Genomic DNA, 22,035 nt, shown 5'->3' on the forward strand with positions numbered 1-22,035 from the left:
CGGGACGGCCGCCATGGCATCCGGACCACCGCACGTCCTGATCATCGGGGCCGGCACCGGCGGGCTCTGCCTCGCCCACGGCCTGCGCCGCGCCGGCATCAGCGTCGCCGTCTACGAGCGCTACCGCACCCGGGGCGAGGGGCTGCTCGGCTACCGCGTCGGCATCGGACCGACCGGCAGCAAGGCCCTGCGTGAATGCCTGCCGCCGGAGCTGTTCGACGTCTACCTCGCCACCTGCGCCCGCTCCCCCCGCTACTTCAACGTCATCACCCAGCGTCTGCGCCGGACCGCCTCGTTCACCCTCCGGCCGGACACCGACCCGGTCGAGACCGAACGCTCGGTGGCCCGGATGACGCTGCGGCAGGTCCTGCTCACCGGCATGGAGGACGTGGTCCACTTCGACAAGACCTTCACCCGGTACGAACAACGCGACGACGGCACCGTCACCGCGCACTTCGCCGACGGCAGCACCGCCACCGGCGACCTGCTGGTGGCCGCCGACGGCACGCACTCCGCGGTCCGTCGCCAGTACCTGCCGCACGCGGTCGTCCGCGACGCCGGCACCATCAACATCGCCACCCGCGTCCCGCTGACCCCGCACACCCGCCAACTGCTGCCCGAACGCGTCGAGAAGGGCATCTCGCTCATCTTCGGCGCCGGCGGGATCATGGGCGTGCTGCACGTGATGGAGTTCAAGTGGGACCGCGACGGCGAGATCAAGCCGGACGTCGCCGACGCCGACGCCGAACTGCTGCGCAACTGGCCCGGCCGCCGGCACGACAACACCCGCGACAACATCAACTTCATCATCTGGAGCACGGCCCGCCGGTTCCCGCCGGACGTCATGCAGCGCCGTGGCGAGGACCTCGTCCAGGTCGCCCGCGGCCTCACCCGGCACTGGCACCCGAACCTGCGCGAACTGCTCGCCCGCAGCGACCCGGGCAGCGCCCTGCCGATCCGGGTGGCCACCAGCGAACCGGTCCCGGCGTGGAAGGCCAGCACCGTCACCCTGCTCGGCGACGCCATCCACACCATGACCCCCGGTCGCGGGGTGGGCGCGAACACCGCCCTGCGCGACGCCGCCCTGCTCTGCCGGCAGCTCCGCCAGGCCGCCGCCGGGGACAAGACGCTGGTGCAGGCGGTCGCCGACTACGAGGCCGCCATGGTGCCGTACGGCTTCGCCCGGGTCGCCGACTCGCTGCAGCGCAGCGGCACCAGCGGTGACGACCGGATGTACAAACCGGTCGTCGGCCGGCTCGCCCTACTCGGTGCGCGCGGCTACTTCGGCGTCACCAGCCGGGTGCCCCGGCTGGCCCGCAAGTTCGTCAACGACTTCTACACCTACCGGGGCGAAGAGGACTGACCTCCCGGTCGGGTCGCGGCGACGGCACCTCGTCGCGGCCCGGCCGGGCCGGTCACCGCGACCGCCGGCCGGTACCGTCGGTCATCCCGCCACCACCGCCCGACACCGACCGTCCCACCTGCGACGTCGTTACCGGACCTCTCTGTCGCCCGACGTGCGCGTGTGCAAAGCTGCGGCGAGTTTTCTTCGCCACTTTTCACCGACGTACGCATAAGGGAGGTTCGCCGTGCCGTCGAGTTTCGGGCAATGGCTGATCGTGATCCTGGCCCTGGCGCTGGGCGGGGCCGCCGGCTGGCTGGCCCGTGGCCGGCAGTCGGCGGCTGCCGCGCCGAGCGCACCCATCGTGGAGGGTGACCCGGTCGTCGGCCTCACCGAGGTCGAGAAGGCCGAGGCCACCACCGCCACCCTCGACACGCCACGGCCCGAGGCCACCGTGGACCACTCCCCCGCGCCCGCCGCGGTCGTCGACGAGCCGGCCGGCCACGACCTCACCGTCGCGCCGGCCGCCGCCACCCTGACCACGGCGACCACCGACGAGCCGGTGAGCACCGGCGCCGACGGGACGCCGGCCGACCACCGGTCCGCCGCCGAGGAGCCGGCCGCGCCGGCGCGGGACGCCCGGGAGGCGGCCGACGACACGCCGCGGGCCACGCCGGAGCAGGACGAGCCCGTCCGGGCCGACGCCGAGTCCGGCACGCCGCTCACCGCCGACCCGACCCCGCAGCCGGCCGACGCGCCGGACTCGGTGACGGCCGAGGTCGACGGCCCGGCCGAGAAGGCCACGCCGGCCATCCCGGCGCCGCGCGCCGCCGCCGACGACACCGCGCCGGTCGCGGACGGCGACGACCTCGCCTCGACGACCAGCACGGCGGCGGCGAGCACGCCGGAGCCGGCCACCGCTCCCGCCGCCGAGCCGGCTGCCGCTCCCGCCGTGGCGGAGCCGGTCGTCGCCGCCGGGCCGGCGGTGGCGGACGAGGAGACGGCGGACGACTTCCGCCGGATCCAGGGCGTCGGGCCGAAGATGGCCGCCGCGTTGCAGGCCGCCGGCATCCGCACCTACCGCCAGCTCGCCGAGCTGGACGAGGCCGCGCTGCGGGAGACCATCCGCGCCGCCGGGCTGCGGACCGCGGCGAGCCTGGCCACCTGGCCGCAGCAGGCGAAGGTGCTGGCCGGCGCCGGCGCCGAGGCCGACGCGGTGCTGCCCGTCCCGACCGGGGCCGGCGAGCAGGGCTGACCCGTCCCGGTGGGCGTGCCGACCCCGGCCCGCCCACCGGGCTCCGCCCGACCTCCGCGTCACCCGCCCACCGCGCCCCACCCGACCTCCGCGTCAGGGGCCGGTCGCCTGCCGACTGCGCCGTCCGCGCCCTCGGCACACCCGCCCGGACCGCTCGGTCCTCCGGACCGCTCGGTCCCCCGCGCCGCCCGGTTCACCCACGCCGCCCTGTCCGGAACGGACGCCGTTTATCCGTTCGCCGTGTCTGGGTACACAGGCGTCACCCTCGAACCACCACGACCCGGGAGGCCCCCCATGCGCGGAACGTCGATATTCGGAGTCCTCGTCGTCATCTGGCTGCTCATCGGCGCCATCGCCGCAGGCCAGCGCGGCTACTACAGCAACGACGACACCAACTGCGCGGAGGCCGGCACCATCCTGGTGACCATCGTCGCCGGGCCGCTGAACTACATCGGCGCCAACCCCAAGGTCGACTGCAAGCTGCCCGAGCCGTCCAAGTAGGCGTTCGCACGTCCGTCCGGCCCGCGCCCACACCCCCGGGGCGCGGGCCGTTCCGTGTCCGCGAACGACCATCACCGTCACCACCCCTAGAGCGACCTAGGAGGCTGGGTCAGGGGGTGGCCAGGGTTCGCGCGGCAGCGCGCACGGCAGGGGCGCGCCCGGCCCGGACCGTGGTCCGGGTGGGCGCGCCCCGGTGACAGCGAGCGGCCGTCAGCGGAAGCAGTGCGCGATCGGCACCGCGCTGCCCTCGCAGTTGCTCGGGGTGTTGGCGACGATGTCGGTCTCGTCGTCGACGCGGACCCCGGCCCGCGCGGCGAACAGCCCGCCCGGCTTGAGCGTGGCGGCGTTCTCGAAGATGCTGCTCTTGAAGATCGAGAGCTTGCCCAGGGTGGCGAAGATGCCGCCGCCCTTGGACAGGTTGCCGACCGCGTGGTTGCGGTTGACGTCGGTCGTACGCACCAGCAGGTTCGACTTCTCCGCGTAGATGCCGCCGCCGTGGCCCCGGGCGGTGTTGCCGGAGACGACACTGTCGTCGATCGGGAGCAGGCCCTGCACGCTGGAGATCCCACCGCCGTTGACGGTCGCGGTGTTGTCCCGGATCTTCATGTCCCGCAGGACGATCACCGCGTCGCTGTTGGCGATGCCGCCGCCGTACTGGGCGCTGTTGCCGATGACCGCGGTGTCGGCCACCTTCGTCCGGGCCGAGAAGCTCGCGATGCCACCGCCCTGCGCCGCGTTGTTGTGCACGAAGGTGGTGCCGTCGACGTCCGCCGCCGCGCGGTAGTTGCCGAGACCACCGCCGTACGCGACGGCGCTGTTGTCGCGGAACTGGGACTTGCGCAGGGTGAGCACGCCGCCGTTGAGCAGGCCCCCGCCCTTGCCCGCGGCGCCGGCGGCCCGGTTGCCGACGAAGGTGCTCTCCTCGACCACCATGTTGCCGTCGTTGAAGACCCCGCCGCCGCCACTCTCGGCCGAGTGGGACGTGCTCCCGACGACGGTCACCCGGGTCAGCACGGCGGTCGCGCCGTGCACGACGTGGACACTGCCGCCCTCCCCGGTCGACCTGCCGTTGCGCAGGGTGACGTCGTTGAGGAACAGCTCCCCGCCGTCGCGGACGGTGAAGAACCGGAACGCCTCGGCGTTGCCACCCCGCGCGATGGTGGCGCCGGCGCCCTTGATGGTGATCGGCTGGTAGACGATCGGCAGCCCGGTCGCGTCGTCCCGGGGGTGGCGGGGCGGCGCCTCGGCGTCACCCGGCTGTTCGGCGGCGTCGTTGGCCTCCCGGGCGTCCCGGACGCCGCCGTCCCAGTCGTCCTTCTGCACGAAGGCGTGCCCGAGGGTGTACGTGCACTTCGGCGCGAGCTGGAGCACCGCCCCGCCCTCGGCGTTGGCGCGGACCAGCGCCGCGATCAACTTGGTCGTCTCGCAGGGCACGAAGATCGGCTTGCGGTCGTCGTGCCGGCCACCGGGCCGGGCGGGTCCGTCGTGCTTCCGGCCCTGCTCGCGACCGGCGTCGGGGCGTTCCCACCGGCCGCCGTCGTCCTTGCTGACGGCGCGGATCGGGGCGCCCAGGTTGGCGAAGGACAGACCGCGGTCGGCGGCCATCGCGGCGGCACCGGTCAGCCCCGCCGCTCCCGCCACCAGGCTTCCCGCCACCAGGCCGCCCGCCAGAAACCACCCGGGCCGGCGCCCGGGGCGTGCCGCCCGCCGGCCTCCTCGGTACGTGGACATGGCGCTTCCTACCTCTCGTGCGTGCGATACACGGCCGCACCGAATCGGGCGCGGGGTAACCGAGATCCCCTCAGCTACCGAAGGTCACCATACGACCGCAGAACGGGCAGAAGTCGTGAAAGCGAATAAAGCTGAGTTTCGCGTTGAAAGCCTCATCCGGGGAGAATCAGGCGTAGCGTCGGGGCGAACCGCACGACCGGGCTCAACCGCCGACGTGGATGCCCGGTCGCCGGGACGGGTCCGGCTCGGACTTGCGGATGATCTCCCGGACCACCGGCGGCGTGTCTCCCCGGCCCAGGATCAGGTACCGCAGCAGGTGGGCGATCGGGTTGCCCTCGGACCACTCGAAGTGCGCGTGCGGGCGTACCCCGGTGGCGTCGCGCAGGGCGAGCAGGATCGCGGCGATGGCGTTGGGCACCGCCGGGCTGCCCGCCCGCAGCACCCGGTGCCCGCCGACCTCCACCCCCCGTACCCGCAGCACCTGGCTGAACTGCGACGGGTCCACCACGTCGATCTCCAGGAACAGCACGTCGGCCGCGCCGGGCACCGGGTTGAGGCCGCGCTGGGCCCGTTCCTTGACCCGGTACTCCTTCAACGCGCCGCTGTCGCGCTTGTGGGCGATCAGGTGCAGCCGGCCGTCGTGGGCCAACGACTCGCCGACGAACCGTCGGGCGGCCTCGTCGAACTCGATCCGCTCGGCTCGCAGCTCGGTGGTGCGCGACACCCGGGACACCAGCGACACGACGATGATGCCGGCGATGAACAGGGCGGAGATGGCGATCCCGTCCGGTTTCTCGATCACGTTCTCCACCAGCGCGTAGAGCAGCACGGCGACCAACACGCCGAACCCGACGCCGGCGGCCCGGTGCCGGGCCCGCACCGCCGCGATGGTCACCGCCACCGCCCCGGAGACCATCATCGCCAGGATCCCGGTGGCGTACGCGCCGGCCTGGGCGTTCACGTCCGCCCGGAAGGCCACCGTGATCAGGATGCTGACCACGGTGTACACCAGCACCACCGGGCGCACCGCCCGCCCCCACTCCGGGGCCATGCCGTACGACGGCAGGTAGCGGGGCACGATGTTGATCAGACCGGCCATCGCCGACGCGCCGGCGAACCAGAGGATCAGCACGCTGCTGACGTCGTACACCGTGCCGAACGCCTCACCGAGGTGCTCATGGGCGAGCCAGGCCAACGCCCGTCCGTCGGCCGCGCCGCCCGGGCGGAACTCCTGCGCCGGGATCACCACGGTGGTCACGAACGTGGTGGCGAGCAGGTAGACCGACATGACGAGGGCGGCGGTGGTGAGCAGTTTGCGGGTGTTGCGGATCCGCGCCTCCAGCCGCTCCTGCTTGGCCGCGCCCTCCCCCTTCACCAGGGGCATCATGCTGACACCGGTCTCGAAGCCGGAGAGCCCCAGCACCAGCAGCGGGAAGGCCAGCACCGCCGGGCCGACCAGGTCGCCGACGCCGGCGCCGCCGGCGGTCAGCGCGGCGGTCCAGTCCGCCAGCAGCGACGGGTCGGCGACCACCTCGGCCAGACCCGCCGCCACGATCACCGCGTTCAGCCCGAGGAAGGCCACGACCAGCGGGATCGCCACGCGCACCGCCTCGCTGAAGCCCATCAGGAACACCCCGCCGAGCACGAGCAGCAGCACCACGGTCACCACCACCGCCGCGACGTCGCCGTGCGGGACGGCGTCCGGCAGGTACGGGTTCTCCAACAGGTGCACCGTGGCGTCGGCGGCGGACAGGGTGATCGTGACGATCCACGAGGTGGCGACGAAGCCGAGCAGCACCAGGACGAAGACCTTGCCCCGCCAGAACGGCAGCAGCCGCTCCAGCATCGCCACCGAACCCTGCCCGTGCGGGCTCTCCCGGGCCACCCGCCGGTACATCGGCAGCATGCCGAACAGGGTCAACGCCACGATCAGCAGCGTGGCCAGCGGGGAGAGCGCCCCGGCCGCCAGCGCCGCGATGCCGGGCAGGTAGGACAGCGTGGAGAAGTAGTCGACCCCGGTCAGGCACATCACCTGCCACCAGGGGTGGCGCTGCTGGGTGCCCTCCTCGGTCTCCGGGCCGACCGGCTGGACGTGGTGGGCGAAGAGCCAGCGGCGCAGCGCGCCGGCGGGCGGCGCCGGGCGCACGTGACTGTCCACGCAGTCGGGCACCACCGACGGCCCCGGTCGGGTCCGCTCCCCCTGGCCCGGCCGGCGCGCCTCGCGCACCGCCCGGCCCGGGACAGCCGGCGTCGACGGGCCGCGCCGCCGGTGACCGCGCCGCCCCGCCGCCCCGTCCCGCCCGTGCGCCATGGCCCTCCCGCTCTCGCGACCCTGCACCGACCGTAGGGGTCCGTCCGACGGCAGCCGGGCGGAATGGGGCAAAGCCCGGGCCGTCCGCCACCACGGCGGTCAGGCCGGCGGCGGCTCGCGCAGGGCCCGCACCAACGCCTCGGGGTCCCCGACGGTCACGGTGGCCGCCGGATGCCGCAGCCACGGCCCCGGCGCCAGGGCCCGGACGCCGTCGACGAAACGGACACAGACCCCCGCCGCGGTGCTGCTGCCGAAGGTGACCCCGCCGTCGGCCAGCGACAGGTGCGGCCCGACCGCCCGCCACCAGCGGTACGGCCCGCCGAGTTCCGCGCCGGCGACGTTGGCGCGCGGGGTGCGCAGCCGCCACGGGCCGAAGCGGATCTCCACCGCCTCGTCGTCGACGAGCACCCAGGAGGTCTCCGGCCGGACGCCGAGCAGCGCCAGCGGGACCCGGAAGGCCGGGTCGAACCGGAACGCCGAGCGGTGCGCGGGCATGCCCCGGCGTACCCGGTGCGCGGCGGCCGACACTCACCGCAGGGCGCGGAGCCAGACCTCGGTGTGCGCGGCGAGGTACCCGGCGACCCCCTGCCAGTACGGGCCGTCCTCGGTGAAGATCCGGGCCCAGGGCTGCACGCCGTCGCGCGCCCCGTCGCGCAGCAGCGAGTACATCGCCCCGGCGCGGCGCGCCAGCGTGGCGGCGAGCGCCGGACGGTCCGCCTCGGCCAGGCCGTACCCCTCGACCACCAGGGCGCGCAGCCGCCGGGCCGACTCCTCGACCGGGCGGTCCGGCCGCATCCCCGCCATGCTCTGCCCGGCGTAGGCGAGTTCCCACCCGCGGGTGCCGGGGCCGGCGCCGTCCCAGTCGATGAGCACCCAGCCCCGGGCGGCCCGGACCAGGTTCCACGGCGCGGCGTCGTGGTGGCAGATCAGCTCCGCGCCGTCCGGCGCGATGGCGGGCCGCCAGCCCGCCGGCTCCGGGGGCACGAAGCCGGCCGTCGCGTCGTGCAGGTCGCGCAGCATCCGGCCGATCGAGACCAGCTCCGCCAGGGGGTACGTCCCGGTGTGGTCGCCGCACTCCCCCGGCACGTACTCCAGCACCTGGCGGCCCTGCTCGTCGCGGCCGAGCGGCCGGGGCGCGCCGGCGAAGCCGACGTCGCGCAGGTGCGCCAGGAGGGCGTCGACGGCGTCGGTCCACGGACCTGCCGGCCGGCGCACGGTGTCGCCGACCCGGACCACCCCGGTGGTGACGTTGCCGGGCAGCGGCTGCTCGATCATCCCGCCATCCTGCCCCGGACGGACGCGTCCCCGCGCCCCGGTTTCCCGGAGCGCGGGGACCCCCCGTCCCGGCTACTGCAGGAACGCCCCCAGCGGCGAGAGCAGCAGCCGGCCGAGCGCGGCGGCGTTGTCGTCCAGCCGCGCACGCTCGCAGTCGCGGGCGTTCGGGTCGTGCCGGCAGCGCCAGATCTTCTGCGCGTTGCGCCAGGCCACGTCCCGGGTGTACTCCACCAGTTCGCCCTGGTACCAGTCGTCGATGTCGCCGTTGAGCATGTCCAGCAGGAGCTGCCAGCGCTCCAGGTAGCCGCGGCGCAGCGACGGGATCTTGTCGGCGAAGATGTCGTTGATCTTCAGGTAGTCGCGGTGCTGGTCGCTGCCGTCGACCGGCTCCGACTCCAGGTGGCCGAAGGTGGTCACCAGCGCGAACGGCAGGTCGAAGTTGATGTGGGCGTTCACCCCCGCCGCGGCCGAGGGCAGCGGCCGGGCGTCCGGGCCGCGCATCCGCCTGAACAGGCAGGCCCACGCCTTCGGGGTGGTCGGGCTGGACTCCGTCCACATGCGCAGCGCGTCGAAGTAGCGCGCGGCGAACTCCACGTCGAGCCGGGAGAGGAAGACCGGGTCGGCGAAGAAGTCGTCGTACAGCCCCTCCAGCACGCTGGTGGTGATGGTCAGGTACAGCTCGTTGAAGTCGGCAAGCGGGCAGCTGCGCTCCAGCGGGGGCAGCCGGACCAGCAGGTCCTGGAGTTTGGTGAGGTGGTCCACCACCGCAGGCACGTCCTCCGGATGGTCGGCGAGCAGGCCGACGATGTCCGCGTGGACCGGGCCCCAGACCGGCTCCGTCATGTCTCCTCCACTGTGGTCAGGGGCATCCCCGTGCCGTCGCCTCCGGTGCAGAGCCTGCCAGCGGGCGGCGCCGGTGGGATCAGTAGAACGACGTATTCGCGCCGGACGGGCGTACGTCACTCGCCCCGGGTACGCAGGAAGATCGCGCTGGCCTGCACCCGGGTGCGGACCTGGAGCTTGTCGAAGATGTGCGAGACGTGCACCCCGATGGTCCGTTCGCTGATGAACAGCCGCTGGCCGATCTCCTTGTTGGTCAGCCCCTCGGCGACCGCGGCCAGCACCTCACGCTCCCGGGCGGTGAGCACCGCCAGCTCGTCGCCGGCCGGCTCGCCCCGGCCCGCGGACCGGCCGGCCGGCCGCACCCGCTCCTCCAACTCCACCCGGGCACGACCGGCGAGGGTGGTGATCTCACTGGTCAGCGGCGCCGCGCCGAGCGCCTGCGCCATCTCGTACGCCCGACGCAGCAGCTTCGCGGCGGTGGCGCTGCGGCTGCGCCGGGCCAGCAGCGCCTCGGCCTGCCGCAGCCGCGAGTACGCCGCCGGGTACGGGTGGTTGCGCCGGTCCCACTCGGCCGCCGAGCGGGCCCAGGCGTCCGGGTCACCGCGTCCGTCGAGCCGGCTCAGCTCCGCCGTGCACAGGGCGAGGAAGCCGTCCGCGACGTAGCGGACCGGACGGGCCGCCGTCACGCTCTTCGTCGTCACCCGGTCGACGGCGTCGCGCAGCCGGCGCAGGGCGGTCTCGTCGACCGGCACGCTCCGGCTGGCGTGCGCCTCCGCCTCCGCCCGCAGCCCGTGCCAGGCCAGCGTGGCCAGCAGCACCACGTCGTCGGAGCGGCTCTCGGTCAGGCCGCGCTGCACCGCCTGCCGGGCGACGTCGTGCCGCCCCTGCCACATGGCCAGCCCGGCGCGCAGGATCAGCATCGGCAGCACGTGCCGGGGCGCGCCACCGCCGGCGAGCATCGTCGCCACCGCCTCCAGGTCCCGGTCGGACGCCTCGACGTCGCCGTACCCGACGGAGAGCCGGCAGCGGGCCAGCAGCAGCTCCACCGCGTCCGCGCCGGACGGGCGGTGCCGCAGCGCCGCCGCGACCACCTTCTCCGCCTCGGCCCACTGCCCCACCCGGAACAGCCCGTTGGTGGCGATGGCCAGCAGCCGGGTCTCGTAGGTGCGCCCCAACCCCAGCTCGGCGACCCGCTCGGCACCCCGCCGGGCCACCACCACCCCCTCCTCGAGGATGTTCAGCGGCCCGGTCAGCAACTCCGCCAGGTGCAGGTACGCGCATGCGACGTCCTCGGGTCGGCCGGCCCGCTCGGCGATCTCCAGCGCCCGCCGCACCACCGCCAGCCCGGCGTCCGGGTCCTCCAGGAACGCCTCGCTGAAGCCGAGCGCCGAGCTGGCGAGCACCACCTCCGTGGTGCTGCCCTCGACCTTCGCCGCGAGCTCCAGCGCCTCCCGCGCGCGCCGACCGGCGTCGGCGTACCGGCCCAGGTGCAGCAGCAGCTCGGCCAGGTGCGCCGCGGCGGTGGCCCGTTCCCGGGCGGTGCAGTCGGCGGCGGCCAGGACCTGCTGGTACTCCGCCTCGGCGGGGGCGGACCGGCCGGCGGCGGCGAGGTAGCGGGCGCGCCGGATACGGACCGCGCAGGACGGCTCGGCCTCCTGCGCGCCGGCCAGCTCCGCCAGCAGGGACAGCGCCCGGGCGTGCTCACCGCACTGGTGGGCGGTCTCGGCGGCGTGTTCCAGCAGCGCCGCCCGGTCGACGTCGTGCGGGGCGGGACCGGCCGGGCCGCTCGCCGGGGTGGACGCCAGCTGCAGCGCCACCGACCAGTGCCGGTGCGCCTCGGCGAAGCCGTGCAGCCGCTCGGCCTCGCGGGCGGCGGCGATGGCGGCGGGCAGGGCACGGCCGGGCTCACCGGCCAGCCGCCAGTGGTGGGCCAGCCGGGCCTGGTGCAGCTCGGCCGGCGCCCGGGTGAGCGCCTCCGCGTACCGCCGGTGCAGGGCGGAGCGCTCCGCCGGGAGCAGCTCGTGCTCCAGCACCTCGGCGACGAGCCGGTGCCGCAGCCGGTAGCCGTCGTCGGCGGAGACGACCAGGCGGTGCGCGACGGCGGCACGAGCCGCCTCGATCAGCTCCTGCTCGGGCAGCGCCAGCACCTCGGCCAGCAGCCAGTGCTCGACCGGCTCCACCCCGGCGGCGACGGCGTGCACCACCGCGTGCGCGTGCTGGGGCAGCGCGTCGACCCGGGTCAGGAAGATCTCCCGCAGCGTGTCGGAGAGCCCGTCACGGCCGTCCCGCAGGTCGCGGGCCAGCTCCTCGACCACGAACGGGTTGCCGCCGCTGCGCTGCCAGACCTGCTCGGCGGCCTCCGGGGCCAACGGGGTGCCGACGATCGCGGCGGCCAGCCGGTCGGTGTCCGCGCGGTCCAGCGGGGCCAGGTCGAGCACCCGCACCGAGCGCAGCCGGCGCAGCTCGGTGAGCACCCGACGCAGCGGGTGGGCGCCCTGCAACGACTCGGCCCGCACCGCGGCGAGCACGGAGAGCTGGAGGTCGCCCAGCCCGGCGAGGAGGTAGAGCAGCAGTTGCCGGGTGCTCCGGTCGACCCACTGGAGGTCGTCGAGGACCAGCACCAGGGGGCGGCCCTCGGCGATCAGGCTCAGCCCCCGGGAGACCCGTTCGAGCAGCGCTCCGCCGTCCGGCGTCGCCGGCTCCTCGGCGAACATGCCCAGCAGGCCACGGACCGCCGACGAGGTGCGGGCGTGGGTGGCGGTCAGGTCGGCGTCGAAGCGGCGCAGCGCCTGCAACACCGGGTGCAGCGGCGAGGCGTCGCCGATGTCCAGGCAGGAGCCGGTCAGCACGACGGCTCCCGCGTCGCGCAGCCGCGCCCCGACCTCGTGCAGGAGGCGGGACTTGCCCACCCCGCTCTCGCCGCTGACGAAGACCGCCGCCGTCTGCCCCGGGCCCAGCTCGTCGAGGAGCGCGGAGCGCAGCATGGTCAGTTGGTCGGCACGGCCGACGAGCGGTGCGGTGTCCACATCGCTGGCCATGGTCGCAGCCTAGTCACAGGTCCCCGGACCGTTCTACGGGCTTAATCCCGCTGTGGTACCTCTCGCGTCGACATTGCGACTAAAGGTTGCGGCCGGCCGACATACGTCGTTCTGCAGATCCCCCGTCGGCCCGGTGGTGACAGTCTCCGGAGGTCGTCAGGCACCGCGGCTGGGGGGAAAGGTGGGTGCGATGCCACTGTCCACGATCGTCACCGGTCGGGAGGACGTCACCGGTCCGGCCTGGCCGGTGCCGGAGGAACGTCGCACGGTCACCGTGCTCTTCGCCGACATCGTCGGCTCCACGTCGCTGACCGAGCGGCTCGACCCGGAGGACGTCCGGGCCCTGCAACGGGCGTACTTCGACACCGTCGCCGGGGTGCTGCGGCGGTGGCACGGCGTGGTGGAGAAGTACGTCGGCGACGCGGTGATGGCGCTGTTCGGCGCCCGCCGCTCCGACGGGCTCGACGCGTACCGGGCGGTGCGGGCCGGGCTGGAGATCCAGCGCGCGCTGGACCGGCGGCCGATGCCGGGGGGCGTCCGGCTGCGGGTGCGCGTCGGGATCGCCACCGGCGAGGCGGTGGTCGACCTGGCCGCCGCCCGCGACGGCGGCCACTTCGCCGCCAGCGGCGCGGTGACCAGCACCGCCGCCCGCCTCCAGGAGCACGCCACGGCCGGCGGCGTGGTCGTCTGCGCGGCCACCCACCGGGCCACCGCCGGGCTGGTCGACCAGCACGCGCTCGCCCCGGCGGCGCTGGCCGGCAAGGCGCTGCCGGTGGACGTCTGGCGGGTCACCGCGGCGACCCGGCCCCGGCCGGCCCGGCACGAGGGGCCGCTGGTGGGCCGACGACGCGAGCTGGCCACCGCCCGGGACCAGCTCGTGCGCGCCGCCCGGGAACGCCGGCCGCGCTGGGTGTCGCTGGTCGGCCCGGACGGCATCGGGCGCAGCCGGCTGCTGCACGAGCTGCGCCGCACGGTGCGGCAGGTGGACGGCACGCCGGTGCGCTGGGGCGTGACGCGCTGCCCGCCGTACCCGGACGGGGTGCTCGCCCCGCTCGCCGACCTGGTCCGCGACCTCGCCGAGGTGGGCACGACGGACCCGGACCCGCTGGTCCGCCGGCGGCTGACCGCGCTGGTCGAGGGCCTGGTGCCGCCCGCCCGGTCGGCGCCGACCGTGGCGGCGCTGGCGGCGCTGCTGGCCCGGCCGGACGACCCGGTGAGCGCGGCCCGGGGTGCGGCCGCCTGCCGGCAGGTGCTGCTGGCGTGTGCCGCCCGGCAGCCGTTGGTGGTCGCGGTCGACGACCTCGACCGGGCCGCCCCCGAGCTGGGACGGTTCCTGCACACCCTGTTCGCGGCGGCGACCCTGCGCGGGCTGCCGCTGGCGGTGGTGGCCACCCACCGGCCGCACTGGGCCGACCTGCTGCCCGGCCCCGCCGACCGCTGCCGGGTGGCGCTGTCGCCGCTCGGCACGGTCGACAGCGGACGGCTGCTGCGGCGGATGCTGACCCGCGCCGGCCGCCCGGCCGCGCTGGCCGCCCGGCTGCTGCCACTGGTCGCCGGCATCCCCGGCTACGCCGCCGCGTACGTGGCCGACGCCGGCCGGGGCGAGGGGGCCCGGCCGGCCGGCCCGCCGGATCCCGCCGCACGCCCGTCGGGCAGCGCCGCCAGGGCGGAACCGGCGCTGCCCGAGGCGGTACGACGGGTGGCCGACGCCCGGCTGGACCGCCTCGACGGGGCGGGCCGGGCGGTGCTGATGGCCGGCGCGACGCTCGGCGCACCGTTCACCCCGACCACGGTCGACGGGTTGCTCGACTGGCCGAGCGGCCGGGCGGCGGCGGCGCTCCGCCGGCTCGCCGGGGAGGGACTGCTGCGACGCGCCCCGGGCGGCCGGTACGCGATCGTGGACCCGGCCCTGTGCCGGGCCGCGTACGACCGGCTGCCGCGCGCGGTGCGGGCGGAGTTCACCCGGCGGGCCCGGGCCGGCGGCGCACCGATCGTCGTCGCCCGGGACGACCGCGCACCGGCCACCGGGGCGGCGCAGGACGTCCTGCCGGACCCCGGCCTCCGCCCCGAGGGCCCGGTACGCCGGCCCGTCGTCTCCGTGACGGCCACGGCCGACGCCCGCCGGCCGGGCGGCCCGGCCGGGCACGCGGGGACCGTATCGCGCGCCGGTGCCGCACTCACGCCGGTGTCCACGATGGCCGGCCGGACCACGACCGGGCCCGACGAGCCGTCCGGGCAGCCGCACCCACCCCGCTCGCCCGGCTCCGCGCCCGCCGTCGTCGCGCTCCCGCCGATGCCGGCCATCGTCGCGTCCTCGCCGACATTGGCCATCGTCGCGTCCTCGCCGACATTGGCCACCGTCGCCCTCGCGCCGGCACCGGCGGCCCCGGTCGTCGTCGCCCTGCCCCGGTCACCGGCCGCCCCGGACGCCGTCCTCGCGCCGGCACCGGCCGCCGCTGTCCTGCCGCCGGTGTCGCTCGCGGCCGGGCGGGCGGGCGCCCGGCCGGCGTCGACCGGGCCGGTGGCGACGGTCCGGGGCGGGACCGGGGACCGGGCGTGGCGCGCTGCGGTGAACGGCGACGACCGCCCACCGGGCCCGGGCAGCGGTCGACCGCGCCGGCAGTCCGACGCGGGCGGGGTCCCGGCGGGCAGCCGCCCGAACGCCCGTCCTGCGCTGACCGTGGTCGGCACGGGCCACCCCGCGCCACAGCCCTGGGCGACGGCGACCCACGCCCGCGCGGCATGACGGCCGGCGAACCGCTGCCGGACGGGCGTCCCCGCGCACGACCACGACCGCGCGGCGCGACGCACCACGACCGCGAAGGCGTGACGCACCACGACGACGCGGCGTGACGCACCGCGACCGCGCGGTGTGACGGGTCGGGCCGTCAGCCGGCGGGGAGGGCGGCGAGGAACGCCTCGACGCGTTCCCAGGTCAGCGCCGTGGCGTCCGGGTCGTGATCCGGCACGCCGGGATCGGTGAAGAGGTGGCCGGGGCCCGGGTAACGGAACACACCCAGCCGCGCGCCGGCGGCGGTCATCGCCCGTTCCCACTCGTCGATCTCGGGCTGCGGCTCGTACTCGTCGGGATCGGCCAGGTGCAGCTGCACCGGCAGCCCCGGGCGCACCGCCGCCGGGTCGCCGCCGGTGCCGTGCAGGAGCAGCAGCGCGGCGGCGGCGGGCCGTTCGGCCAGCAGCGCGCCGGCCACGCCCGCGCCCATCGAGTAGCCGGCGAGCACCGTCTGCGGCGGCAGTGGGGCGAGCGCCGCCCGGGCCCGCCGCAGCACCTCGTCCTGGCCCACCTTCTCCAGCAGGGCGAAGCCCTCCTCGACGGTGGTGGCGGCGGGCACGCCGTACAGGTCGGGGGTGAGCACCCGGTTGCCGGCGGCGCGCAGCCGCTCGGCGTCGGCCAGCACGGCGGGCCGGAGCCCGAAGACGGAGTGCAGGAGGACGATGTCGGCCATGACCCCCATCCTGCCCCGCCCGGGCGATGGTGTCCGGCCACCACGACCGGGGCCGGTCAGACCAGCGACTCCAACCGGGGCACCAGCTCGGCCGGGGCCGGCATCGCGGCCATCTCCCCGGCCACCTCGCGGGCGGCCGAGGCCAGCGCGGCGTCGGTGACCAGCCGGGTCAGCATGGCGGCGGTGACGGCCCGGGCCGGCGCGGCGAGCCCCGCGCCCCGGGCCGCCACCAGCTCGGCGTTGTGCCGGCGGTCGCCCGGCCCGACCGTCGCCAGTTGCGGGGCCCCGGCGGCCAGGGCGGCGTAGACGCTGCCGGCGCCGCCGTGGTGCACCAGGGCCGCACCGGCCGCCAGCGCCGCGCCCAGCGGGATCCAGCCGACGGTACGCACGTTCGGCGGCAGGCTGGCCCGGGCCAGCCGGGGCTCGGGGCGGACGAGCACGACGTCGGCGTCGACCCGTCCCGCCGCAGCGACCACCGCGCGCATCGGCCCGGCCGCGCCCGGACCGGGCACGGTGCTGCGGCTGACCAGGATCCGGGGCCGCTCGCCCGGCTCGCGCAGCCAGTCGGGCAGCTCCCCCGCGCCGCCGTGCGCGGCGTACCGCATCGGCCAGCCCTCCTGGACCAGCACGCTCGGCGGGGCGACGGCGATCGCGGCGGCCGGGGGCGGCAGGGCGTCGAGCCCGTGCCGCGCCAGCGCCCCGCCGAGCCGTTCGGTGGTCGCCCGGACGAGTTCCCGACCGTCGAACAGGGAGTTCTCCTGACGGACCGCCGGCACGCCGGTGCGGGCGGCGGCGAGCGCGCCCGCCACCGCGAGTGGCTCGTGGACGACCAGGTCGGGCCGCCACTGCCGGGCCAGCGCGACCAGCCCGTCGGCCAGCTCGTCGTTGACCCGCCCGAAGAGCCGGGCGACGCCCCGGGTGCCGGCCGTGCCGGCCAGCTCGGCCCGGGCGAGCAGTGGGTGACGCAGCAGCAGGGACCGGGCGATCGGCCCGAACGCGAAGCGCGGCGCGACGTCGCGCACCGGCAGGCCCGCGTCCGGCCCGGGGAGGCCGTCGGCGGCGCTGGCGACGAGCACGTCGTGGCCGGCGTCGCGCAGCGCCACGGCGAGCGGGACCATCGGCAGGACGTGCCCGGTCATGGGTGCGGAGACCACCAGGACGCGCATCCGGCCGATGGTAGGCCGCGCCGGGGCGGCCGTGGGGGCGGCGCGTCAGCCGGGCGGGCCGGCGGCGGTGTCCGGGGCGAGGGTGCGGCTGCGACCGCGGAACTCGGCGACCACCTCGTCGCCGCGCCGGACGGTGACGTCGTAGATGCCGCTGCGGCCGTACCGGGTGCGCTCGGTGGCGTACGCGGTGAGCAGGTCACCCTCGCGGACCGGGCGCAGGAAGCTGATCTCGCCCCCGGCGGCCACGGTCACCGGGCCGTGGCTGTTGCAGGCCAGCGCGAACGCCGTGTCGGCGAGCAGGAACACGTAGCCGCCGTGGCCGATGGCGTGCCCGTTGAGCATGGCCGAGGTCACCCGCATCCGGGCCACCGCCGCCCCGTCACCGGCGTGGACCAGCTCGATGCCGAGGCTGCGCGACGCGACGTCCGCGTCGAACATGTCGTGCGCGGCGGTACGCGCCGACGCCGCGCCGTTCTCCGCCGCCATCAGCCCACCCGCCGGTCGACGGGGTCGCTCGGGAGTCGGGGGCTGCGCTCCTGCACGGCGCTCCTCCTGCCAGTCGTCGCCGGCACCCGCGCCGGCCGCCCCGGGTACCGTACGCCGCCGCGCAGGTCAGCCCGGCGGCGGCGGGTCACCGACGCACGTCACCGACCGGCGCGGCACAATGACGGACCGTCGGACCGTAGCGGGAGGGAACGCCGATGACGCGCAGCGCAGTCGCACCGGACCCGGCAGGACGCGAGGCGGGCCGGTCGACGCCGACCGCCGGGCCGGTGGTGCGCCCGGCCAGCCGACGCGACGATCTGGTCACCGTCGTGCTGGGCGCCTGCCTGATCGCCGGGGCGATGTCCGACGGCTGGGCGCACGCCAACATCGTCGACACCATCGAGGGCTTCTTCACCCCGTGGCACGGCCTGCTGTACGCCGGTTTCGCCGGCACCGCCGGCTGGGTGCTCTGGCTGGCGTACCAGCGGCGGGACGCGGCGCCGCGCTGGTGGCGGGACGGCTGGCCGGCCGGTTACCGGGCCGGCGCGCTGGGCATCGCGGTGTTCCTCGTCGGCGGCCTCGGCGACATGGTGTGGCACGAGACGCTGGGCGTGGAGGTCGGCCTGGACGCCGCGTTCAGCCCGAGCCACCTGCTCATCGACGCCGGCGCGGTGCTGCTGCTGACCAGTCCGCTGCGCTCCTGGTGGGCCAGTGGCGAGGGCGGTACGCGGGCGGTGACCGGGGTGCTGTCCATGACGCTGGGGGTGATGGCTCCGACCATCCTGCTCACCCACTCCTCGGCGTTCCTCACCGCCGCGCCGACGGAGGCGATCGGCGCGTACGGCAACCAGGGCCCGGCGATCCTGGGCGTCGACGCGTACCTGGTGACCACCGTGCTGCTGGTGGTGCCGTTCCTGTGGGCGCACCGGCGGCGGGCCACCGTCGGCGCGGGCACCGCCCTGGTCGCCGGCGTCGCCCTGTTCGACCTGGTGATGTTCGAGTTCCCGGCGCCGCAGACCGTCGCCGCGCTCACCGCGCTGCTCGGCGCCCTGCTGGCCGACGTGGCGCTGCTGCGGCTGGACGCGGTCCGGGGCCGGGACGCGGCGCTGCGGCTGCCGATCGCCGGCGCGCTCTACGCCGGCCTGGTCTGGGCGGGGCACCTGCTGGGGCTGGCCCTCACCGACGGCCTGCGGTGGACCCCGGAGGTGTCCGGCGGCCTGGTCACCCTCACCGCGATCGTCGGTGCCGTCCTGGGTGGACTGGCGGCCCGGCCCTCGCCCGCGGACCGGACCGCCTGAGCACCCGGGCGGCGGGTCAGACGGTCAGCAGGGCCTTGCCGACCACGGCGCGCTCCTCGATCGCCCGGTGCGCGTCGGCGGCCCGGTCGAGGGGGAAGGTCCCGCCGACGAGCGGCCTGATCCGGCCGGCGGCCACGGCCGCCAGGGCGCTCGCCAGGTGGCGGCGCATGGTGGCGGGGTCGAACTGGACGTCCCTGATGCCGGTGACGGTGATCTGCCGGGCGTCGGCCTGCGCCGGGTCGGGGACGGCGAAGCCGCCGGCGGGCGCGCCGTGCGCGGAGAAGCGGCCGCCCGGGCGGAGCAGGGCGAAGGCGGCCCGGCCGTGGTCGCCGCCGGCGCCGTCGTAGACCACGTCCAGGTCGCCGGCCTCCGCTCGGACCCGGTCGGTCCAGCCCGGCTCGGAGTAGTCGACGACCACGTCGGCGCCGAGCCGGCGTACCGCCTCGCGCTTGCGCGCGCCCCGGGCGGCCGCCACCACCACGGCGCCGGTGGCGTGCGCGGCCTGCACGAGCAGGGCCCCCAGGCCACCGGCGGCGGCGGTGACCAGCACCCGGTCGCCGGGGCGCACCGGCACCAGGTCGAGCAGGCCGAAGGCGGTCACCCCGTCGTGCAGCAGCGCGGCGGCGTCGGTCAGGGCGACCGGGTCGGGCACCGGCACCAGCGCCTCGGCGGGCACGACCACCCGGTCGGCGTAGCCGCCAGCGGCGGTGTGGGCGACCACCCGCCGTCCGGTCCAGCCCGGGTCGACGCCAGCGCCGACCACGTCCACCGTGCCGGCGACACCGGCGCCCGGGCGGTACGGCGGCCGGATCGGGAACCACTGCTCCGCGTGGCCGGCCCGGATCGCCGTGTCGACCCAGAGGGTGTCGGCGACCGCGACGTCCACCGCGACCTCCCCCGCCCCGGGCGACGGGGCCGGCGCCTCGACCAGCCGCAGCTCCTCCGGCCCACCGAACCGGTCCACCTCGATGACTCGCATGTCGTCTCCCCGTCGTCGTCGCCGTCCGTCCACCCGGAACCCTCCGACCTCAAGTGAGGTTGAGGTCAACCCCGGCCGGACCCGCGCGGACCGTGAGCACCCCCACACCCGCCTGACCCGGCCAGTCGATCAAGAGGTTCGGGTCCGGATCCGGCCGTGCCGCCGCCGCACACTTCTTGATCAACGCTGGGAGGGCGCGGGTGCGGGGGCGCGGGGGTGGGCGGGGTTAGGGTGGGTCGGCCGGGCGGGAGGGCCGGGAGGTCCGGGAGGTCCGGGCTCGGCCGGTGGTGCGCGTACCGGTGGGAGGGGCAGGTGTCGGAGCCGCGTCGGGTCGACCCCGACGTCGACCTGCGGGTCCCCGCCGACCGGGCCGAACTCGGCGCGCGTCCGGCGGCGGTGCTCGGGGCCATCGCCGTGGGCGGGGTGCTCGGCGCGCTGGCCCGGGCCGGCCTCCAGGCGGCCCTGCCGCACTCCCCCACCGGGTTCCCCTGGGCGACCTTCGCGGTCAACGTGACCGGGTGCCTGCTGATCGGGGCGTTGACGGCGGTGCTCGACCGGCGTCGGGTCCCGCCGCTGACCCGCCCGTTCCTCGGCGTCGGGGTGCTGGGCGGGTTCACCACCTTCTCCGCGTACGTGGTCGACGTCCACGCGGCGCTCGCCGCCGGGGCCCCGGTGACCGCGCTGGCGTACCTGGCGGCGACCCTGGTGGCCGGGTTGCTCGCCGTGCTCGCCGGGGACGCGCTGGCCGCGCGGGCGCTGGCGGAGCGCGGAGGTGGGCGGTGACGGTGCTGCTCGTCGCGCTCGGGGCCGCGCTCGGCGCGCCGCTGCGCTACCTCGTCGACCGGGCCGTGCAGGCCCGGCACGGCGCGGCCTTCCCCCGGGGCACGGTGACCGTCAACGTCGTCGGGTCGCTGCTGCTCGGCGTGCTCGTCGCGATCCCGGCCGGGCCGGCCGTCACCGCGCTGCTCGGCACCGGGTTCTGCGGCGCGTTCACCACCTGGTCCACCTTCGGCTACGAGACGGTGCGGCTGGCCCGGGCCGGCGAGCGGCGTCGCGCCCTGGCCAACGTCCTGCTCAGCGTGGCCGGCGGACTCGGCGCCGCCGCGCTCGGGTACGCGGTGACCCGGTGGGCGGCCGGCTGACCGTCCCCCTGCCGGCTGTCCGTCCACCCCTGCCGGCGGTCGGGCGGGCCGCCGTACGGGCCATCGGGCCGGAGCAGGCGTATGGTGGGCCCACGCGGTCGTCGCCAGGACACCCGCACACCCGACGGATCCGGGGACCGACCGACCAGCCACGGCCAACCGGACATCGTTCCGGCCGACGAGGCGTCCGACCGGCACGACGCGGGGATCGAGGTGGCGCGATGGAGTGGTTGCTCGCACCGGCGACCCCGGCAGCGGCGAGCGCCCTGCGCACCGAGCTGACCGCGTTCCTGCGCCGGCACGCCCAGGAGCGCGACGAGGTCGAGGACGCCGGCCTGGTCGTCTCCGAACTCGTCGGCAACGCGGTCGAGCACGCCGGCGGTCCGGTCTGGGTGGGTCTGGACTGGTCCGCGGCGCGGCCCGCGCTGGTGGTGCACGACCTCGGCCCCTCGTTCGACCTCGCCGAGCTGCCGCCGCCGGAGTTCGGCAGCGTCCGTGGCCGGGGCCTGTGGCTGGTCCGCCAGCTCGCCGCCGAGCTGGAGGTGGTGGCGAAACGGGGCACCGGCAAGCGGGTCCGCACCGTGCTGCCGGTCACCCGTCGGGTCGAGCCGACCTACGACCCGCCCCGCCGCGAGGTCAACGCGCTGCCCGCCCCCGACGAGGCGGGCCCGGGCGGCTTCGGCCGGGAGTCGTTCCTGCGCGCCCTCGTCGTCGAGTTGGCCCGCACCGCCGAGAACCGGCAGGGCCCGGCCGTGGCCGAGGAGATGGTGGCCCAGGTGGGCGCGACCGTCGGCGGGCAGATGGAGGACGAGTACCGTCGCGCCCGGGAGCTGACCGGCCGACTCACCGCCGAGCAGCTCGCCGACTCCTACCTGCGGCTCAAGTCCGCGCTCGACGGCGGCTTCTACGTCATCTCGGTCGACACCGACCGGGTCGTGCTGGGCAACCGGCGGTGCCCGTTCGGTGAGACGGTGCGCCGGGCGCCCGCGCTGTGCCGGATGACCTCCAGCGTGTTCGGCGGCATCGCCGCGCGCAACCACGGGGAGGCGGTGGTGCTGCTCGACGAGCGGATCGCCGTCGGTGACCCGGAGTGCCGGGTCACCGTGCTGCTCGGCGAGGCCGCCCGGAACAGCCCGGGCGGCCACCACTACCGACAGGATTCCTGAGCCCGCTGCGGGCCGCGCCGACCGGCTCGCGCCCCGGT

General features: G+C 76.3%; 18 protein-coding genes. 8 read left to right on the forward strand and 10 right to left on the reverse strand.

Annotation, left to right across the window (positions count from 1 at the left end; translation table 11 throughout):
• Nucleotides 1–13: 13 nt before the first annotated feature.
• The 3 genes from GA0070614_RS04760 (at nucleotide 14) to GA0070614_RS04770 (ending at nucleotide 3,098) form a co-directional block, all read left to right on the forward strand.
• On the forward strand, nucleotides 14–1,363 hold the full coding sequence (locus GA0070614_RS04760) for an FAD-dependent oxidoreductase (protein ID WP_088979215.1): 1,350 nt from the start codon (nucleotides 14–16) through the stop codon (nucleotides 1,361–1,363).
• Nucleotides 1,364–1,589: 226 nt separating this feature from the next.
• Nucleotides 1,590–2,597: a DUF4332 domain-containing protein gene (locus tag GA0070614_RS04765; RefSeq protein ID WP_088974817.1), complete on the forward strand. Its 1,008-nt coding sequence runs from the start codon at nucleotides 1,590–1,592 to the stop codon at nucleotides 2,595–2,597.
• 294 nt (nucleotides 2,598–2,891) lie between these two features.
• Nucleotides 2,892–3,098: a hypothetical protein gene (locus GA0070614_RS04770; RefSeq protein ID WP_088961651.1), complete on the forward strand. Its 207-nt coding sequence runs from the start codon at nucleotides 2,892–2,894 to the stop codon at nucleotides 3,096–3,098.
• Between the two features lie 210 nt (nucleotides 3,099–3,308).
• On the opposite strand, the gene GA0070614_RS04775 is transcribed toward GA0070614_RS04770, so the two are convergent.
• The 6 genes from GA0070614_RS04775 to GA0070614_RS04800 form a co-directional block, all read right to left on the reverse strand.
• Nucleotides 3,309–4,829 (reverse strand): right-handed parallel beta-helix repeat-containing protein, encoded by a 1,521-nt coding sequence (locus GA0070614_RS04775; RefSeq protein WP_088974818.1) that lies wholly within the window; start codon nucleotides 4,827–4,829, stop codon nucleotides 3,309–3,311.
• A 202-nt stretch (nucleotides 4,830–5,031) separates the two neighbouring features.
• Nucleotides 5,032–7,140 carry an APC family permease gene (locus tag GA0070614_RS04780; RefSeq protein ID WP_408630733.1) on the reverse strand — a complete coding sequence of 703 codons (2,109 nt, stop codon included), beginning with the start codon at nucleotides 7,138–7,140 and terminating at the stop codon, nucleotides 5,032–5,034.
• Between the two features lie 99 nt (nucleotides 7,141–7,239).
• Entirely contained in the window at nucleotides 7,240–7,668 is a 429-nt protein-coding gene (locus GA0070614_RS04785) for a hypothetical protein (protein ID WP_231933532.1), read from the reverse strand.
• Nucleotides 7,669–8,415 (reverse strand): phosphotransferase, encoded by a 747-nt coding sequence (locus GA0070614_RS04790; protein ID WP_088974820.1) that lies wholly within the window; start codon nucleotides 8,413–8,415, stop codon nucleotides 7,669–7,671.
• Between the two features lie 72 nt (nucleotides 8,416–8,487).
• Nucleotides 8,488–9,258 (reverse strand): DUF5995 family protein, encoded by a 771-nt coding sequence (locus GA0070614_RS04795; protein ID WP_088974821.1) that lies wholly within the window; start codon nucleotides 9,256–9,258, stop codon nucleotides 8,488–8,490.
• Nucleotides 9,259–9,374: 116 nt separating this feature from the next.
• Nucleotides 9,375–12,296 (reverse strand): helix-turn-helix transcriptional regulator, encoded by a 2,922-nt coding sequence (locus tag GA0070614_RS04800; RefSeq protein WP_088974822.1) that lies wholly within the window; start codon nucleotides 12,294–12,296, stop codon nucleotides 9,375–9,377.
• A gap of 190 nt (nucleotides 12,297–12,486) precedes the next feature.
• Between GA0070614_RS04800 and GA0070614_RS04805 the strand changes: the two genes are divergently transcribed.
• A complete protein-coding gene (locus GA0070614_RS04805) occupies nucleotides 12,487–15,042 on the forward strand; it encodes an adenylate/guanylate cyclase domain-containing protein (protein ID WP_172892370.1) in 2,556 nt (851 codons plus the stop codon).
• A 142-nt stretch (nucleotides 15,043–15,184) separates the two neighbouring features.
• Here the strand turns inward: GA0070614_RS04805 and GA0070614_RS04810 are convergent, their stop codons facing one another.
• Genes GA0070614_RS04810 through paaI form a run of 3 tightly spaced genes read right to left on the reverse strand, consistent with a single transcriptional unit; the run spans nucleotide 15,185 to nucleotide 17,412 of the window.
• The gene (locus tag GA0070614_RS04810; protein ID WP_088974823.1) at nucleotides 15,185–15,760 is read right to left on the reverse strand and encodes a dienelactone hydrolase family protein; all 576 of its coding nucleotides are present in this window, start codon (nucleotides 15,758–15,760) and stop codon (nucleotides 15,185–15,187) included.
• 56 nt (nucleotides 15,761–15,816) lie between these two features.
• On the reverse strand, nucleotides 15,817–16,926 hold the full coding sequence (locus GA0070614_RS04815; protein WP_088974824.1) for a nucleotide disphospho-sugar-binding domain-containing protein: 1,110 nt from the start codon (nucleotides 16,924–16,926) through the stop codon (nucleotides 15,817–15,819).
• Between the two features lie 45 nt (nucleotides 16,927–16,971).
• The gene (gene paaI, locus GA0070614_RS04820) at nucleotides 16,972–17,412 is read right to left on the reverse strand and encodes a hydroxyphenylacetyl-CoA thioesterase PaaI (protein ID WP_088974825.1); all 441 of its coding nucleotides are present in this window, start codon (nucleotides 17,410–17,412) and stop codon (nucleotides 16,972–16,974) included.
• Nucleotides 17,413–17,627: 215 nt separating this feature from the next.
• Here paaI and GA0070614_RS04825 point away from each other — a divergent pair, with 215 nt between their 5' ends.
• Complete coding sequence (locus GA0070614_RS04825) at nucleotides 17,628–18,710, forward strand: hypothetical protein (RefSeq protein WP_157744937.1); 1,083 nt, start codon at nucleotides 17,628–17,630, stop codon at nucleotides 18,708–18,710.
• A 16-nt stretch (nucleotides 18,711–18,726) separates the two neighbouring features.
• Here GA0070614_RS04825 and GA0070614_RS04830 read toward each other — a convergent pair whose 3' ends face one another.
• Entirely contained in the window at nucleotides 18,727–19,689 is a 963-nt protein-coding gene (locus tag GA0070614_RS04830) for a zinc-binding dehydrogenase (RefSeq protein ID WP_088974827.1), read from the reverse strand.
• Nucleotides 19,690–20,001: 312 nt separating this feature from the next.
• On the opposite strand from GA0070614_RS04830, the gene GA0070614_RS04835 reads away from it, so the two are divergent.
• The 3 genes from GA0070614_RS04835 (at nucleotide 20,002) to GA0070614_RS04845 (ending at nucleotide 21,997) form a co-directional block, all read left to right on the forward strand.
• Complete coding sequence (locus tag GA0070614_RS04835) at nucleotides 20,002–20,472, forward strand: FluC/FEX family fluoride channel (protein WP_088979218.1); 471 nt, start codon at nucleotides 20,002–20,004, stop codon at nucleotides 20,470–20,472.
• Nucleotides 20,469–20,831 carry a fluoride efflux transporter CrcB gene (crcB, locus tag GA0070614_RS04840; protein WP_088979217.1) on the forward strand — a complete coding sequence of 121 codons (363 nt, stop codon included), beginning with the start codon at nucleotides 20,469–20,471 and terminating at the stop codon, nucleotides 20,829–20,831. Before GA0070614_RS04835 ends, crcB begins: the two co-directional genes overlap by 4 nt.
• Before the next feature lie 221 nt (nucleotides 20,832–21,052).
• Nucleotides 21,053–21,997: an ATP-binding protein gene (locus tag GA0070614_RS04845; protein ID WP_088974828.1), complete on the forward strand. Its 945-nt coding sequence runs from the start codon at nucleotides 21,053–21,055 to the stop codon at nucleotides 21,995–21,997.
• Nucleotides 21,998–22,035 lie beyond the last annotated feature (38 nt).

Origin of the sequence: Micromonospora coxensis, assembly GCF_900090295.1 — a bacterium.
GTDB classification, from domain to species: domain Bacteria; phylum Actinomycetota; class Actinomycetes; order Mycobacteriales; family Micromonosporaceae; genus Micromonospora; species Micromonospora coxensis.

Bases quoted from the DNA above. Each gene is read 5' to 3' on its own strand.
- GA0070614_RS04760 (WP_088979215.1), top strand. From the start codon at position 14: ATGGCATCCGGACCACCGCACGTCCTGATCATCGGGGCCGGCACCGGC.
- GA0070614_RS04770 (WP_088961651.1), top strand. From the start codon at position 2,892: ATGCGCGGAACGTCGATATTCGGAGTCCTCGTCGTCATCTGGCTGCTC.
- GA0070614_RS04775 (WP_088974818.1), bottom strand. From the start codon at position 4,829: ATGTCCACGTACCGAGGAGGCCGGCGGGCGGCACGCCCCGGGCGCCGG.
- GA0070614_RS04780 (WP_408630733.1), bottom strand. From the start codon at position 7,140: ATGGCGCACGGGCGGGACGGGGCGGCGGGGCGGCGCGGTCACCGGCGG.
- GA0070614_RS04790 (WP_088974820.1), bottom strand. From the start codon at position 8,415: ATGATCGAGCAGCCGCTGCCCGGCAACGTCACCACCGGGGTGGTCCGG.
- GA0070614_RS04795 (WP_088974821.1), bottom strand. From the start codon at position 9,258: ATGACGGAGCCGGTCTGGGGCCCGGTCCACGCGGACATCGTCGGCCTG.
- GA0070614_RS04800 (WP_088974822.1), bottom strand. From the start codon at position 12,296: ATGGCCAGCGATGTGGACACCGCACCGCTCGTCGGCCGTGCCGACCAA.
- GA0070614_RS04805 (WP_172892370.1), top strand. From the start codon at position 12,487: ATGCCACTGTCCACGATCGTCACCGGTCGGGAGGACGTCACCGGTCCG.
- GA0070614_RS04810 (WP_088974823.1), bottom strand. From the start codon at position 15,760: ATGGCCGACATCGTCCTCCTGCACTCCGTCTTCGGGCTCCGGCCCGCC.
- GA0070614_RS04815 (WP_088974824.1), bottom strand. From the start codon at position 16,926: ATGCGCGTCCTGGTGGTCTCCGCACCCATGACCGGGCACGTCCTGCCG.
- paaI (WP_088974825.1), bottom strand. From the start codon at position 17,412: ATGGCGGCGGAGAACGGCGCGGCGTCGGCGCGTACCGCCGCGCACGAC.
- GA0070614_RS04825 (WP_157744937.1), top strand. From the start codon at position 17,628: ATGACGCGCAGCGCAGTCGCACCGGACCCGGCAGGACGCGAGGCGGGC.
- GA0070614_RS04830 (WP_088974827.1), bottom strand. From the start codon at position 19,689: ATGCGAGTCATCGAGGTGGACCGGTTCGGTGGGCCGGAGGAGCTGCGG.
- GA0070614_RS04845 (WP_088974828.1), top strand. From the start codon at position 21,053: ATGGAGTGGTTGCTCGCACCGGCGACCCCGGCAGCGGCGAGCGCCCTG.